The 15,411-nt window shown below is 45.7% G+C and carries 12 protein-coding genes; 3 read left to right on the forward strand and 9 right to left on the reverse strand.

What is annotated here, in order from left to right; translation table 11 throughout:
- Positions 1 to 25: 25 nt before the first annotated feature.
- Entirely contained in the window at positions 26 to 391 is a 366-nt protein-coding gene (locus HQQ92_RS14280) for a cupin domain-containing protein (protein ID WP_173246221.1), read from the forward strand.
- Between the two features lie 184 nt (positions 392 to 575).
- On the forward strand, positions 576 to 1,298 hold the full coding sequence (locus HQQ92_RS14285; RefSeq protein ID WP_173246224.1) for a TorF family putative porin: 723 nt from the start codon (positions 576 to 578) through the stop codon (positions 1,296 to 1,298).
- Between the two features lie 82 nt (positions 1,299 to 1,380).
- Here the strand turns inward: HQQ92_RS14285 and nagP are convergent, their stop codons facing one another.
- The 8 genes from nagP to HQQ92_RS14325 all read right to left on the reverse strand — a co-directional run bounded on the left by nagP (position 1,381) and on the right by HQQ92_RS14325 (position 13,182).
- Positions 1,381 to 2,679: an N-acetylglucosamine MFS transporter NagP gene (nagP, locus tag HQQ92_RS14290; RefSeq protein WP_105252977.1), complete on the reverse strand. Its 1,299-nt coding sequence runs from the start codon at positions 2,677 to 2,679 to the stop codon at positions 1,381 to 1,383.
- A gap of 324 nt (positions 2,680 to 3,003) precedes the next feature.
- Positions 3,004 to 4,158 (reverse strand): transmembrane glucosamine N-acetyltransferase NagX, encoded by a 1,155-nt coding sequence (nagX, locus tag HQQ92_RS14295; protein WP_173246227.1) that lies wholly within the window; start codon positions 4,156 to 4,158, stop codon positions 3,004 to 3,006.
- Between the two features lie 173 nt (positions 4,159 to 4,331).
- A complete protein-coding gene (gene nagA / locus HQQ92_RS14300; RefSeq protein WP_173246230.1) occupies positions 4,332 to 5,486 on the reverse strand; it encodes an N-acetylglucosamine-6-phosphate deacetylase in 1,155 nt (384 codons plus the stop codon).
- Between the two features lie 190 nt (positions 5,487 to 5,676).
- The gene (nagB-II, locus tag HQQ92_RS14305) at positions 5,677 to 6,675 is read right to left on the reverse strand and encodes a glucosamine-6-phosphate deaminase NagB-II (RefSeq protein ID WP_028760900.1); all 999 of its coding nucleotides are present in this window, start codon (positions 6,673 to 6,675) and stop codon (positions 5,677 to 5,679) included.
- A gap of 17 nt (positions 6,676 to 6,692) precedes the next feature.
- Positions 6,693 to 7,628 carry an N-acetylglucosamine kinase gene (gene nagK / locus HQQ92_RS14310; RefSeq protein ID WP_173246232.1) on the reverse strand — a complete coding sequence of 312 codons (936 nt, stop codon included), beginning with the start codon at positions 7,626 to 7,628 and terminating at the stop codon, positions 6,693 to 6,695.
- 223 nt (positions 7,629 to 7,851) lie between these two features.
- Positions 7,852 to 10,650: a family 20 glycosylhydrolase gene (locus tag HQQ92_RS14315; RefSeq protein ID WP_173246235.1), complete on the reverse strand. Its 2,799-nt coding sequence runs from the start codon at positions 10,648 to 10,650 to the stop codon at positions 7,852 to 7,854.
- Between the two features lie 28 nt (positions 10,651 to 10,678).
- Positions 10,679 to 12,166, reverse strand: a complete 1,488-nt coding sequence (locus tag HQQ92_RS14320; RefSeq protein WP_173246238.1) for a methyl-accepting chemotaxis protein — start codon at positions 12,164 to 12,166, stop codon at positions 10,679 to 10,681.
- The gene (locus tag HQQ92_RS14325; protein WP_173246241.1) at positions 12,166 to 13,182 is read right to left on the reverse strand and encodes an ABC transporter substrate-binding protein; all 1,017 of its coding nucleotides are present in this window, start codon (positions 13,180 to 13,182) and stop codon (positions 12,166 to 12,168) included. The genes HQQ92_RS14320 and HQQ92_RS14325 overlap by 1 nt, the downstream gene beginning before the upstream one ends.
- 671 nt (positions 13,183 to 13,853) lie before the next feature.
- On the opposite strand from HQQ92_RS14325, the gene HQQ92_RS14330 reads away from it, so the two are divergent.
- Positions 13,854 to 14,594, forward strand: a complete 741-nt coding sequence (locus HQQ92_RS14330; RefSeq protein WP_309247087.1) for a sulfite exporter TauE/SafE family protein — start codon at positions 13,854 to 13,856, stop codon at positions 14,592 to 14,594.
- Between the two features lie 102 nt (positions 14,595 to 14,696).
- On the opposite strand, the gene HQQ92_RS14335 is transcribed toward HQQ92_RS14330, so the two are convergent.
- Positions 14,697 to 15,383, reverse strand: coding sequence for a SapC family protein (locus HQQ92_RS14335; protein WP_173246244.1), 687 nt, complete (start codon positions 15,381 to 15,383; stop codon positions 14,697 to 14,699).
- Positions 15,384 to 15,411 lie beyond the last annotated feature (28 nt).

Here is a 15,411-nt window from a genome sequence, read left to right on the forward strand (position 1 = left end):
TATCAGCTCAACAAGGAAATCGCAAATGACTGTGAGTATCAACGCCATTATTCGCTTTGCTACGGTGCAAACACCCGTCGAAACCTACCAGTTACCGGCGGAAAAGTTGTTAACTGGCAATCCAACTCAAGGGCTAGAGAATCATTATTCTAGCCCTTGTGATCAATTTCACAGTGGAATTTGGCAAAGTGAATCAGGCGCTTGGAAAATAAACTACACTGAATACGAGTACTGCGAAATCCTCGAAGGGATGAGTGTTATCACCGATCTTCAAGGTCAATCGCAGACTTTCACTGTGGGTGACAGGTTTATCATACCCGCGGGTTTTCAAGGCACTTGGGAAGTCGTGGAGCCCTGCCGCAAGGTTTACGTCATTTTCGAACAAAAGTGAGATCAACGAGGCTGATGTTAGCCTCAAAAAAAGCTAAGTTCTCTTAGCAATAACTCGCCATGAGGTCACAGCAACGGGTTTTCCTAGGCTGTTGTTTGGCAAACCAACGGATGCACTGGCGCGATTGAATAACCATGGTCGCCAGTAACACGTCCGAGTCAACAAAGAAAATGGGAGAAATACCGTGCATAATAATCTGAAAAAAAAACGGCTGGTACAGCTTGTCGGACTCGCGCTAACCACGACCCTATTCTCCGGCATGGTCGCCGCCGAAGTGACTGGGGAAATTAGTCTTACTAACGACTATCGTTTTCGCGGCGTATCACAAACCGCTGGCGATCCTGCCCTGCAAGGTGGTATCGATTGGATCTTCGATTCGGGTTTCTCTGTTGGGGCTTGGGCAAGTAACGTGGACTTTGATGAGCCAGGTTATAACGGCCCAGCGATCGAATACGATTTCTATGTCGCCTATGGTGGTGAGATCAACGAAGATCTGACCTACGACATCACCCTTAACCGTTATAACTACTCAGGCGAGAGTGATATAGGTTATTTCGAAGTGATTACGGGTATGGAATTTAAGGGCTTTCGCCTAGCCTATTGGTTTACCAATGATTACGGTGGTACTGACTTAGATTATCACTATGGAGAGCTAAACTACTCCTACGAATTTGTTGAAAACTGGAGTCTCGATCTGCACTACGGCTATAACGTGGGTGATGCCTTAGATGATGGTGAAGGTTTTGATAGCTATTCAGATTACTCCATTGGTGTATCGACCGAATTGGCAGGCTTTGGGCTTTCTCTCGCTTGGTTAGGCACAGATCTCAGCGGTGACCAAAAAGTCTCTGATGGCGCATTCAAAAACTCAGATACCGTACTTGCGAGCGTAAGTTACGCATTTTAATTTCGCCTTAGGTTAGATTAACTAAGACACAAAAAAGCCCTCATCATCGAGGGCTTCTTTTTAGCTGTTCAAACAGACTTGACTACCAACTACGCATTTTATGGCCTTTCACCGCGTAGAAAAGGATGAACAAGTAGCATGGCAACATCACAATATAACCACCCTGCATGCCCATATCTGTCGCTGAGCTCATTAACCCCCAAGACACTGGACCAAAGGCGCCACCTGCAATCCCCATGATGAGAAGCGCAGAACCTGTACTGGTCAATTTACCCATACCAGATAAAGCTAGCGGCCACACCGCAGGCCAAACAATCGCATTAGCTAAACCAAGAAAAGCAATCATCAACAAAGTATCGGGCAGCGCCACACCGCCAAAAGGCACTAACAAAACATTAGCAATAGCGTAGGAATTATTGTCGCCAAACAAAATACCGCATGTCAGTAACAAACCCAGAATAGCCGACACCATCAAAGCCTTAGGCTGTGAAATAAAACGAGGAATTAACAGGATACCTAAAGAATAACCCAACACCATACACACCATAGTATAGGAAGTCATAACACCGTATGACTCTATGCCTAAAGACAAAGCAAATGTACCAATGGTATCGCCAGCAATAACCTCTACAGCAACATAAACAAACAGCGCTAACACGCCAAACGCTAAGTTAGGGTGAGATAATGCCGCTTTAAGTTGCCCTTTATCAGTATTTTCAGCAGCTTCATCTTCATTCAACAACTCTGGCAAAGGTGATTTTTTTACCGCGAGCGCTAAAATACCGATAAAAATGGCCATGCCTAAATAGGGGAATACTAAACCGTCAGCCATTTCTTCAATTTGTACTTGAGTTAGCTCAGTACCAATACGGTCTTTAAAGCTGTCTAAAATCAACGCCGAAAACACCAAAGGCGCAATCACACCCGCACCTTTATTCAAAATCCCCATCACACTGACACGGGCGGCCGCAGATTCTTCAGGCCCCAAACGCACCACATAAGGGTTAACCGCAGTTTGTAATAGGGTTTGGCCTGCGCCCATCACTAATTGGGCGAAAAGGAATAGGGCAAATATTTGTGTTTCCGCAGCAGGGATAAACAGTAAGCCCGCCAACATCATCACGCCCATGCCTATCGCCATACCATTCTTGTAGCCAACTTTGCGAATAAGCCAAGCGGATGGCAAGGCAGTAAAGGTCACTGCAATGTAGAAAGAAAACAGGATCAACGACGCTTGAAAGGGATTGAGTTGCAATATTTGTTTCAAATAAGGCATCAAAGAACCATTCAACCAAGTGGCGAATCCGAGGATGAAAAAGAGAGCGGCCACTATGGCCATGGGGAGAAAGCTGCTTTTCTGCTGGCTTTTATCGAGTGTCATTTCCATAAACCTGCTTCTTATAGTAATTAATTATTTAGGTGATAACGGGGTTTAAATTAATGCCTAAGTTCCCGAATATCCGTATCGCGACTAGTCCGCAATGGCTAATGTTATCATCCAAACGCACCATTGTTTCAGTGATGTTAAAACAAATAACACAAAAAGACAACGCTGTCATTTAATAAATTCTCGCGAATATTCCCTCGTAATCCTCGATTGGCCAACTGATAAGTTATAAGTAAGTGATGACTCACATCCAGAAAATAATGTAAAAAAAAGCCGCAGACACTAAGTGCGTGCGGCTCAAGCAATTAAGCGAACAGATTAAATTCTGACAAAAATATTGCGGCGATACATCCAATATAACACCAGCCACTGCACCGCAAGTAAGCTGATAACCGCAGCTAACGCTTGAGCGCTTTCAGGTAAGGCCATCATTAGGCCACCAAACACGCTTTGGGCGATATATTTCCAATCCACTAAACTCGAGGCTAGGTAAATAATGATGGCGTTGGAGCCTATCACCACAAAGAAAAATGCGACTTTTTGCCACTTAAGCACATCGACTAAGGCATAGAATGCCGCCAGCAGGATCATGCTCCAGCCCGACGTCACTAGCACAAATGAACTGGTCCACAGCTCTTTATTGACCGGAATAATAAGATCCAACAGCCAACCTAAGGCTAAGCAAGCACCACCCGCTACGGCGAGTAATCCCACTTTGACCCACTCACCTTTAGGATGGGATTTAACAATAAAGTGGCCGACAAACACACCCGCTAACGCATTGACTATGGCAGGGATGGTCGACAGTAAACCTTCAGGATCGGGCGTGCGCCCCTGATAGCTCACGCCGGGCAATAAAATCGAATCGACATAGGCATTGATGGATTCCGTTGGCGAAAGCACGCCTGCCTGTCCACCGGGGAAAGGCAACCAAAGTTGCATTGCGCCATAACCGAGCAAAATGCCTAAGGCGACAATAACTTGCGTTCGTAGGCTCGTATGCCACACCAGTAATGCGGCAAAGAACCATGCAAAAGCGATTCGACCTAACACACTGGCATAGCGAATTTTTTCAGGATCGGCAGGCGCGCCCGTACCCCAACCGTGATTGTATAAAATGCCCAGTAGCAGCAATAAAAAGAGTCGTTTAATCCCATGCCGATACACAGGTAATCGATCCTTCATCGGTAATTTATCTAAACGTTTGGGAGATAAACCTAAGGCCACACCAGAGAGGAAAATAAACAGCGGAAAAATCAAATCGTAGAAGTGAAAACCATGCCATTGGCTATGGTGCATTTGTTCATCGCCCCATTGCCAACCTGCCCAGCCCGTTAAAATAAGCAAGCCACCAAACAGGGCCTCACCGCCCAAAATCCAAAACATATCGAAGCCGCGCAGTGCATCCAGAGACATCAACCTAGGTTTATTCACCTTTACTGGCACAATTGCATTTGTGTGTGTAGTCCCCATGCCATCATCCTTTATTATTGTTATTAAAAGCTTTTATAAAAGTTGAGCAAAACTAATACGGTACAAAACTAATACTGAATAAAATGAGTGCTGTACAATAAAAAAACTTAGCCCCTGTCATCAAAATACGACAAGGGCCAATTGTTACACATCACCTAAACTGAGAAAGCGATTTAAGGGTGTGCCCCTATCCTCTGTCCTGAATAGACGGCCCGTCCCGCAATGTAGTTTGCCTGCACTTTGTTCTGCGCATCGAGCAAAACAAAATCAGCCCTATGTCCCAGTGCTAAACGGCCAGCTTTATGCTCAATCCCGAGGAACTGTGCGGGATATAACGCCGCCATTCTCAAGGCTTCCGCCAAAGGTAAACCTAACAAGTTCACCGTATTATTGACCGCAGTCACCATATCGAGCACACAACCCGCCAGCTCACCGGTCACGGCATTTAATCTGTCGCCGACTCTCAGCACTTGCGTACCGAAGAGCTCGAAGCTAGTCTCACCGTCCATACCCACAGGCGGCATAGCATCGGTGACTAACATCATTTTGCCCCTCGGTTTTGCCCGTAGTGCGACCTTTGCCGCCGCTGGATGCACATGGTGACCATCGACAATCAAACCACACCAAGCGGTTTCACTCTCAATCGCCGCGCCAACCATGCCAGGCTCACGGGAGCCCAGAGGAGACATAGCATTATAAAGATGAGTAAAGCCCGTAGCGCCTGCCGCTAATGCCGCAACCACAGTATCGTAGTCGGCATTAGAATGACCCAAACACACCTTAACGCCCGAAGCAACGAGCGTACGGATCACCTCTGGCGACACATTCTCAGGCGCAAGCGTGACCACTTTAATCCCCAGATCTTGACGACAAAATACGGCGAGTTCAGCATCGGTGATTTCGCGAATAAAGCCCTGTGGATGCACACCTTTTTTAGGTACAGATAAATGTGGCCCTTCAAAATGCACCCCTAAAACGCCAGCGCTACCTTTGACTAAAGCCTCAGCCACGGCATCGGCCGCATTGGCCATCACGCTGACATCATCGGTGATAAGTGTGGGTAAAAATCCTGTCGTGCCAAAACGCGCATGAGCACGGCCGATAGTCTCAATACAATCAACACTCGGATTGGCATTGAATAACGCCCCGCCGCCGCCGTTCACTTGTACATCGATAAAACCAGGCACCAGCGTTCCGGCTTGGCGGATTTCCTTCGCGCCAACAACCGTATCAAACGCCAGAATGTGCCCGTCTTCAACAGTCACAGGCACATCTTGATGGAAATATTCACCATCAAAAATACGCTCGGCGATCAAGGTGATTTTCATCGCAAACCTCTTTCAATAAATAACACGAGTAACTTAAGTCTTAAATTAAGTTCACTGCGAGGGCTTAGCTGCACGAGCTTAGCTGAACAGGTTTAATCGTGCAGCTGCTTAATCGTGCAGCTAAAAGTCCGCTAAATCTAATCCGCAGCACCTAAACCTCTTAAACTTTTGCCACTTAAAGCTAGGCAGCTTAAAGCGTTTGAGTCACTTTTTTAAGGCCCGCCGGTTGATCAGGATCGATACCGCGGGCAATCGCAACCGCAGCCACATCGATATAGAAACGTTGTAATAACGCTAACGGCGCCACACGTGGGTGAATGTCAGTCGAGGTTTGATTCAGATGCACTAAATCGGCGCCGCGTTGGCTCACGTTTTCAATTTGTTCAATATGGCTAGCGTAAGATTCATCGCCAATACACACATCGACGATAGTGAGTTTTTTCTCAACTAAAGTAACAGGGCCGTGGAGGAACTCGGCACTACTGAACGCTTCGGCATGGATTGAACACACTTCTTTTAGCTTAAGCGCGATTTCCTTGGATACCGCATAACCTAAACCACGGCCGAGTACGACTAAGTTCTTCACGTCGGCAACGGATTCTGGCGTGAGTTGTGGCTCAGCGTCCACCGCCGTTTGCAGCGCTTGGGGTAAAGAAGCGACGGCGCTAGCAAGCGATTCGCTTTGAGTCCAAGCGGCGGCAAGTTGTAAAATCGCCGACAACGTCGCGAGGTAACTCTTAGTCGCGGCAACGGCTTTTTCTTCGCCGGCACGTAAAGGCACAACGACATCGACGATATCTTTAATCGGTGCACTTTCATCATTCACTAAGGCAACACAGAAAGCACCGGCATTTTTTGCCATACGCGCCTGCGCCAAAATGTCAGGGCTCCGGCCAGATTGTGAAATCACAATGACTAACGCGCCTTCGAGTTTCAAGGTTTTACCATACACACTCGCCACTGAAGGTGCGGCGGCGAAGGTCGGTACACCCGCTTCAATCTCAAATAAGTATTTAGCGAACACTCCCGCATGATCCGATGAGCCGCGACCTACTATCATCACAAAACGAGGGGCGAAGGCGCGCAGTTTCTCACCTAACTGCTGCATGATGTCAGCGTTAGCTTCTAATTGACCCGCAATTTTTTGCGGTGCAGTGCGTGCTTCTTGTTCCATAATAGTGTTTGTCATGTCTTTTACCTTCACGTTCAAATACAGGATTTGGCTTCAGTGCCTATGTGCACTGACAACGACTTATTAAATTCTTGTTGGGCGAAATACATAGCACCAAGTTCGGGTGGTGCTAAGGTTTCTGAAATTTTGGCGACCACATCGGCACCGAGCCAGGCTTGTAAAGGCTCTGCAAGGCCACCGATCATCGAAAAACGCACCGGATTTAGGCTAAATAGCTTACGCGCCATGTCGCTAATATAATCTGCGCCTTCTTGCACTATGGCAGTCGCGACTGCGTCACCTTCATTGGCGCAATCGAGCACACTTCTGGCTAATGCGGCGTAGCAACTTGATGATTTACCGGCTAGATTTTCGACAATGCCGAGCGCATCGGTGACGTTAAAGTAGCTCAACAGCATGTCAGTTAATCGCGTCGGTACGGCAAAGCCATCGAGTACTAACAACACGTGTTCGGCGGCTTTTAGTCCCAGCCAAGCACCGCTGCCCTTATCGCCCAAGGCAAAACCATAACCACCAATACTCAAGCTGGTATCACCAACATGGGCATAACCGCAAGAGCCAGTACCCGTGATGATCACAGCGCCATCGGCCCCGCGGTGGGCACCAATACAAGCCGTATGCAAATCGGTAGTGACATACATGGCTGCAAAAGGATGCTGCCAGTTGATAACATCTTGATATAACCTAGGGACATTTACGCCAGCAAGACCAAGACCCGCCACAAGCAAGTGACTATCGCTCTCGTTCATGCCCGCATCCAGCAACGCCAGGCGAGTCGATGCTTCAATGGATTCAAATGTTTGTGTGAGACCATGCAGTGGATTTGCGCGTCCAGCAACACCTGTCCCTAAAACGGTACCGTCTGCGCAGTAGATGGTGGCTCGGCATTTACTACCGCCTCCATCTACACCTATAAACAGTGGTTGATCTTTTGTCTGGACTAACCCCATGACACCCCTCTTCACCTATCAATGCAGCGCTACCGTTGCTTATTATTTGCCGTTAATACAGCGCTCAACTTTAGTTAACTCAATGTTACAGCAAAAATGACAGCGTTGTCATTTACTTTTTTAAGTGATTTATGATCTAAAATCAAATTTAGGGAATCACTGACACAGAAAAACAAAAAGGCTGTATTTTATCTTTAAAATACAGCCAGATATAAAAATTGATTTAGTTAACGATTAAACTTCGGCCTTTACGAATACCATCGGCCGCAATGGCGCGGATCTCAATCGGTGCAGTGACCGCCAATCCCGCTTGATAAGCTTGCCATTGGCCATTTAGACTTCGGTATTCAAGTTTGAGCCCGGGATAGGCAATATTAGCAAACAGTTTACCGTCACGGATCTCGGCGCCGACCGTCGGTACGCGATAATCAATCCCCGCTTTATCTAGCTTGATAAACTCTTTGTGGCCCAAGGTATTCGCAAGTTGTTGCCACTCCTTTGCCTGTGCATCACGCATGGCTAAGGTAAAAGCCCCAGAGCTTTGGTTATACACAGCGCCTTGATACTGATAAGGCACTTCCCACGCAGCTTGATGCCAAGCACGCTCAGCCAGCATCAACAAACGCGGAAACACCATGTATTCAATCGTATCGTCACTGCGAATCGACTCACTCCAAACCTGCCCTTGCAAGCCAGTAAAGGGTTTACCTTTCTCCCTTGGACCCGAGACTTTGTTACCCGCCTCATCAAGTTTTATTCTGTCATCCGCTTCGAATGGCTGATTTTCAATATCGGTCCATTGCTCGGCGTTAGCGGCTAAATTATCAGGCATAAAGCTAAAGACTTTATGGCTATTGGTCGCGCGGCTCGCCCAGTAATAACCATGCTCTTTAGGATCGGCCTCATAGGGGAAGTCAAAGTACAATACCTCAGGATTAGAAAGTATGATTTCCCAGCCGAGATTCGCCTGCTGATTGGCGCGCGAATGACCTTTGTGGGCAATCACATCCCAAATATTAGACTGCACCTTAGCGGGCATATTCTCAGGACGAACATGGCTCATACCATCGCTCCATCCTGCTGCTTCAATGCCTTTTGCCGCTAACATAGTCGAAATTCGTTCAATAAAATAAGCGCCTAAGTCATCTATCGACTTAACGCCTTTATCGTTATTGGCGACAAATGCTAAACACTGCGGAGATTGTTTCCAAGCTCCCGCCGTTTCATCGGCACCAATGTGGTAACGCGTCAATGGTTGACCCGCGGCTTGGTGTAACTTGGCAATTTCATCAATCACTTTATCGACAAAGTGATAAGTCGATTCCATGCAGACGTTAAGCGTGTTGTCGTCGTAATATTGCACTGAAGAATAAACCGTTTTGTCGTTTGCATCGGATAACAAATATTGCTCAGCTGCAGTGGTTTTCCCTTCAGCTTGCAATTGACGAGCGCCCGCATCTAACACTTTTACCGCTGTGCTAGCTTGATTTGCCGTTTCCTGGACAGGGACAACTTGCACTTTGCCCGTGTTTTTAAGCTCTACGTCTTCAGCCTGTAATCGACGAAAACGCGCATCCATCGCTTTAATCGCGGCGCGGCTATGACCCGGCATATCCATCGATGGGATCACTTGAATTTGACGCGCCTCAGCATATTTCACTATGTCGATATAGTCTTGTTTAGTGTAATAGCCATTGACACTAGTATCGCCAAACGGTCCACTGCCTAACTGCGGTAATAAGCAGGAATTTTCATCTAAATCATGACAACGTTTACTACCGATGTCGGTCAGCTCAGGTAGCCCGTCGATTTCGAGTCGCCAACCTTCATCGTCAGCCATGTGTAAATGCAGTTTATTGAGCTTATAAGCCGCCATTTGGTCGAGCAAATCCAGCAACAATTGTTTGCTGTGGAAATTACGTGCCACATCAATGTGCATACCACGAAACAGATAACGTGGGCTGTCTTCAATGGTCATCGCATTCACTTTCAGCGAATTCACATCCACAAGGCTTGCTAATGATGACAAACCGTAAGAGAAGCCCGCCGCATCATTGGCAGCAATCACAATTTCAGTTGGCTGAATATCTAAGCGATAACTGCCCTCATCCCCTTTTTGGCTGGCAAATTTCACCGTAATGCCACTAGCAGATTCAGCCACACCTAGGCGAGCTAAACGTACCACCGCCGCCGCAACTTGACGCTTTTGCTCTGGGTTATCATGCTGATATTCGAGCTTAATACCACCAGCAAGGGATACTGGTGTATCGGTTGAATGGATCTTCACCTTTTGTGGCGTTGGGATAATGGTATCCACAGCCAAGGCGGCATCGTCACTCACGCTTCGATTGGCTTTAAATAATTGCGCGGCATCGGCTGGCGCGAGTTTATCCGTTTCAGTGCGTTGATATTGGGTTTTAAAATTCGTAAACCCTTCAACATACGGACGCGTCTCTAAACCCGTTTCGGCATCTTTACCCACTTGAGTGCTGGCGATAATGACGGGCTCTAATCCTTTTGCTGCGAGGTAATAGTTTGGCATAGCGTCGGTTTCAGCCAATTGCCACGGCTCACCACGGAATGTCAGTTGCTTTTTCTCGCCCTTAACAAATCCCTTAAAAGCAGCCGTTGGCGTAATACGATGTAAATCGCCTTTAACGTGCGTTATCGTCAATTCACCGCTTTCAACCGATTGCACAGGGCGCATTTGGCTTAAATAAATTTCCCAATCTTGGCTGGCTAAATCCATACCAGGGACGAAATCAATTTGAGCGACAAAACAGCGGCCATCGGCTTTATCTTTTAGGCACTTATCGTCTGGCACATTGGTCACAACACGGTAAGTTACGACTAACGAATCCCCGAGTTGTTGTAACTGCGCTTGAGTTAATGCGTCCTGAGCTTGCTGTGTTTGAGCTACAGCCTTATCGGCTGACGCTGCGGAAGGCGTCACAGGCGCCTCGGAACAGGCCGCTAATCCTAAAGCCAGTAAAATGGCGCTTGCTGAAAGTGTTTTATTCATGATTATCCTTATCTAGCTCCAGAAATGGCTATAATCTGAAGGAAGTTACTAACGTCCGCAGTCTTTCCCCTTGGTGAAACAGTCGCTCGCTCGAGTGCGCTAAGTGCTCGCTATCGAGTGAGGCTGAACCTGAGACATTGGCAAGATCATTTAACGTGCGAGAAATCGCTTCGGTGACGCAGGTTTGCTCCTGTGCCGCATGGGAAACTTCGATGTTCATATTACTGATATTTGAGACTAAATCAGTCACTTTAGTAAGCACTAACTTAATTTCTTCTGAGCGGTTAACGCCCTGAGTTGAGAGGGCTTGGCTCGCTTGCATCACAGTGACCGTTTCGGCCACTCGGCTCTGGACCTGCTGGATCATTTTCTGTATTTCACCAGTTGCCTGTTGGGTTCGGCTCGCCAGCGTACGCACTTCGTCGGCAACCACAGCAAAACCGCGCCCTTGTTCACCCGCCCTCGCCGCTTCAATCGCAGCATTAAGCGCCAGTAAGTTGGTTTGTTCGGCAATACTGTTGATGACTACAACGACTTCATCAATCTTTTGCGTTTCTTGCTGTAACTGTGAAACAGACAGTGCCGAGCGGGCTAATTCAGATGCCAGTTTACGAGTAATGTCTAATCCCGAATCGAACTGCCGCTGGCTGTCATCGACCGCTTTATCGGCCTGACTCGCCGCATCCGCGGTGCGTTTCGCATTAATGGCGACTTCATTGGCACTGGCGCTCAGCTGAGTTACAGCCGTCACTGCCGCCTCGGTTTCTTTTAATTGGGTTTGCACACGATCATTGTTGGTTTGCGACAGTGAACCAAGCGCTTTGGCATCGCCCAGTAATTGCCCTGAGGTTTCGTGCACTCTGGAAATCGTGCCGTGAATTTGCTCAACAAAACCATTAAATGCCTTGGCAAGCTGACCAATCTCATCCTGACTCTCAACGGGTAATCTGTGGCATAAATCGCCGTCACCGCTGGCAATTTCTTCCATAGCACGGACCACATTCCCAAGTGGATTAATCACTAAACGTTTAAGAATAATGAAGATAACAAATAAACTGCCACCGAGAATTAACAACGCCTGCAAGAAATAACCTAAGAGTAAATCTGACAACTGAGCGCGAATAGGCAACATAGAAAACTGAATAGCCAATTGGCCCGTTGGGTTACCTTGCTCAGCAAATTGAATTTCACGTTTCACTAGATACTCATCGGCCACTGTTTGAGCCTGTTGACTCTCGGCTAACACTTTACCGCGATGGTCACTCACGACAATATGATAAATCTGCGCAGATTTAAGCATCACAGATAGCACTGCACGGATCTGCTCATAGTCGTAGGTGAAGATGGGCTGCGCCATGGTCACTTGTAAATTGGCGACGGTATTTTCTTCAAACTCAGTTTCACTGGCGGCCAATTTATCGCTCGCCAACCAGTAAGATGCACCGAACAGAACGCTAACAATCATAAAAATTGCTGCCGCTAATCCAATCTGTACTTTTAAGGCTAATGTTTTCATTATTTTGCACCTTGCATACTAAAAAGATCTAACCATAATTCTGTGCGTTCTATTGGTGTTAATGGACTTAAATCAGGTGTATCAAGACGGATAATCACCCGTTGTTCAAACTTAGCCTCACGATACAGTTGCTCAATTTTAAGCTCGCGATTAAACATCTCATCAAAAGAGCCGTCGCTTACCATACTTTCAAGCCCGGCTAAAATGGCCGCAGCAAGTTCGGGGCGCTTAGGGGAAACAAAGAAATAAGCTGGCGAACGATATTGCAGCAGGATATGGCTATCGACCTTAAGTGCGGGATCGGGGTGATTTGCGAGTTCTTCGCCAATTTCCTGGGCGCCGAGGGCAAGATAATCGAAACGCCCGCCTTCTAACATGGGGTATAAATTGGTGTACTGATAGCTAGTGACGACGGGTAATCCATTGGCTTCTAAAATCGTTGCATCGGGCCAATAACGATTTTGCCCCGCCTTTAACTGCCTAAAATCCGCCATGGTTTTCACATTAGCAAATCGTGCCTCATCCGATTTACGGATAATCAGCAGCCGATTACCGAGTAACCCTTTAAACAATGGAATGCGCACGGGAAGCACAGTTTCTTCCAATTCCTTTGAGGTCATGCTCCAAAACACGTCGACTGTCCCAGCGAGTGCTTCTTCGACCTTGCGCTTTTGATTCATTTGAGTCGACATTTCTTGCGCTTGATAACCCGAATCCGAGCGCCGCAGTGCTTCATCAAGTAACTTTAGTAACCATTCCTGCTGTATCGCGGTGGTGATTTTTTTTGAAACCTGTGCAGACGATTTAGACACATCAGAATTTGAAGCTAAATGGTTTATAGCTGTGTCGGTAGCAAATACAGCAAAAGAGGAAAATGCCGAAAAAAACGCTAATGCCATTATAAACAGGGGTATGCCAACCGTTCTTCTTGTCATGATGAGTGCGGTGATATGGGCAATGACACTCGTCATGCCAATTGCAATGACACGCATCACAGCCGTTAAATGAATCGCCATAAATTGCAGCCTCTTTTATTATCTGGTTTATACCAGTGAGTTTTATTTATCTATGCCGCTAACGTTCAAGTGCTGAGGTAGGCAATTGAGTAATACCGTAAAACATCCTAAAAAAATGGCTGGGCACTGCTTACAGTACCCAGCCCACGCTAGTTTCTGGGGAGAGACTATCAAAATATCAAAGACAAACGTATCGCCGCCCGACAGCAATACTCCTGCCAAACACATGATAAGGAGACCTCATCCTCTCATGCAGACCTTACAAACAACGCGTCACACAAGCAGATGACAGCGTTGTCATTATTAAAGTACACAAGAAAGAACAGGATTTCTACATTTTTTTGACAATTATTGTTATTTTTTATGAAAATACATAATTAATGCTAATTTTTCATATACTTAAAATGTTTAATTTATTTATTCAAGCTTATGTGACAACGCTGTCTTTCATTGATAACATAGCGATAACATGACAAAGATCACGGTAGCTATTGATGAATCCCATTAACACACTTGTGCCCAATAATACCCAGCCTGCTCCGCGCTTAAATCGATATTACCTAAACCTCAGTTTGATATTACTACTCTGTGGAGCTTGGTTATTTTAGGCGAGCCATTTTCATTCGCTATTTGATCTTATCCAAGAATATGGACGCTTCGTTTTTCTAGGAATCACAGGAGCGATATTTGCAAACTCGACAGGAGCTGGCGGTGGCGTCATCTTTATTCCGGTATTTTCGAGCCTCAACTTTAGTGAGTCTCAAAGTGTCTCGACTTCATTTATGATCCAATGCTTTGGCATGACAGCAGGCGCGATTTCATGGTCACTGCATTATAAAAAGCACCACCGAGAAGATGATGCATGGTCTGGTTTTGTAAAAGCATCATTACTTGCAGCCTTCTTTTCTGTCTTAGGTTTCTGGAGTAGCCAATTACTACAACTCAATTCGCCCTCTTCGCTACACACCAGCTTTAGCATTTTCTCGATAGTGCTTGGTATCGCCATCATTATCAGTAGCAAAAGTAGCACACAAATCACTCGCTCTATAATGCCGGTCGATTTTCTTTGGCTCGCTCTCATTGGCTATTTCGGCGGTATTATCACAGCTTGGTTATCGGTAGGCGTCGGTGAATTAGTCGTCATTTATCTCATGATAAGGGGACTATGCGCCAAAATGGCGGTCGCCACTGGCGTTGTTGTTTCTGCGATTACAGTTTGGTCAGCAAGCCCTATCCATATTTTTCCAACAAATAGCCATGCCCTCTTTGAGCTAGTTTTATTCGCAGGCCCTGGCGCCATTATCGGAGGATTACTCGCTCGTAAATTAGCACTCTTTCTCCCAGTAAAAGTATTAAAACTCTTTTTCTCCATTTGGATCATTTTGACGGGTAGCGTAATGTTGGCGAGTTAGAAATTTATAAGTGATTCATATTCATTACTTAAATTTAAAACTAGCATAAATAAATCGTATAATTTGATGCCACCAATACAGCATGACACCATTCTTTAAATGTTATTTATCCATAACTAAATCAATTAAACTAAGAGAACAAAGGTGTGCATAAATCACAGAGTAAAATCCACATTTTGCAAAATCCAGCATAACGCTTTCGTCTAGTTCATGAATTTTTTGTTCATCAACGGTATAAATACCATTAATATTGGTCTTAGTACCGTCCAGAGCATTTACTGTTAATGTTCTAGGCTGTAATAGCTCATGCTGTATTAAAGTCTTAATAAAATGTTTTGTCATTTCCTGATAGTCAGCCTGAAGACTGGCCAACTCTAGCTGCGTATTGAGATAAGCAGTATTATCGCCATCAGCTGTAAACAAAGAATTTTCACCGTTTTCACACACAGACGAGTTATTTAGATCAATTCCAATAATTATTTTATTATCAATATAACTCGCACCCAAAGGATACAATTGAACTTGAATAGGTAAATAACGAGCAATCCATCTACCATTTATCATCAATTTGTTCGAGTTCTCTTTTAAAGATGTAACTGCTACAGGTAAGAATTCACCTGTTTGAGAATTTTTGGTAAATATAATAGGAAAGCTCGTCGCTGCTGACATGAACTCTTGAACCTGAAGAGGCAACATGTGCATTTTTTCAAAAACTTTATAGTCAATAATATTTTTCACTTTTAAGTGTCTATGAATAGAATCATTCAAAGGGACATAATGTGTTGTCATCTTTATTTTCCTTGTTAATATTTTCTAT

The organism is Shewanella sp. DC2-4 (assembly GCF_013248875.1).
GTDB lineage: Bacteria > Pseudomonadota > Gammaproteobacteria > Enterobacterales > Shewanellaceae > Shewanella > Shewanella oncorhynchi.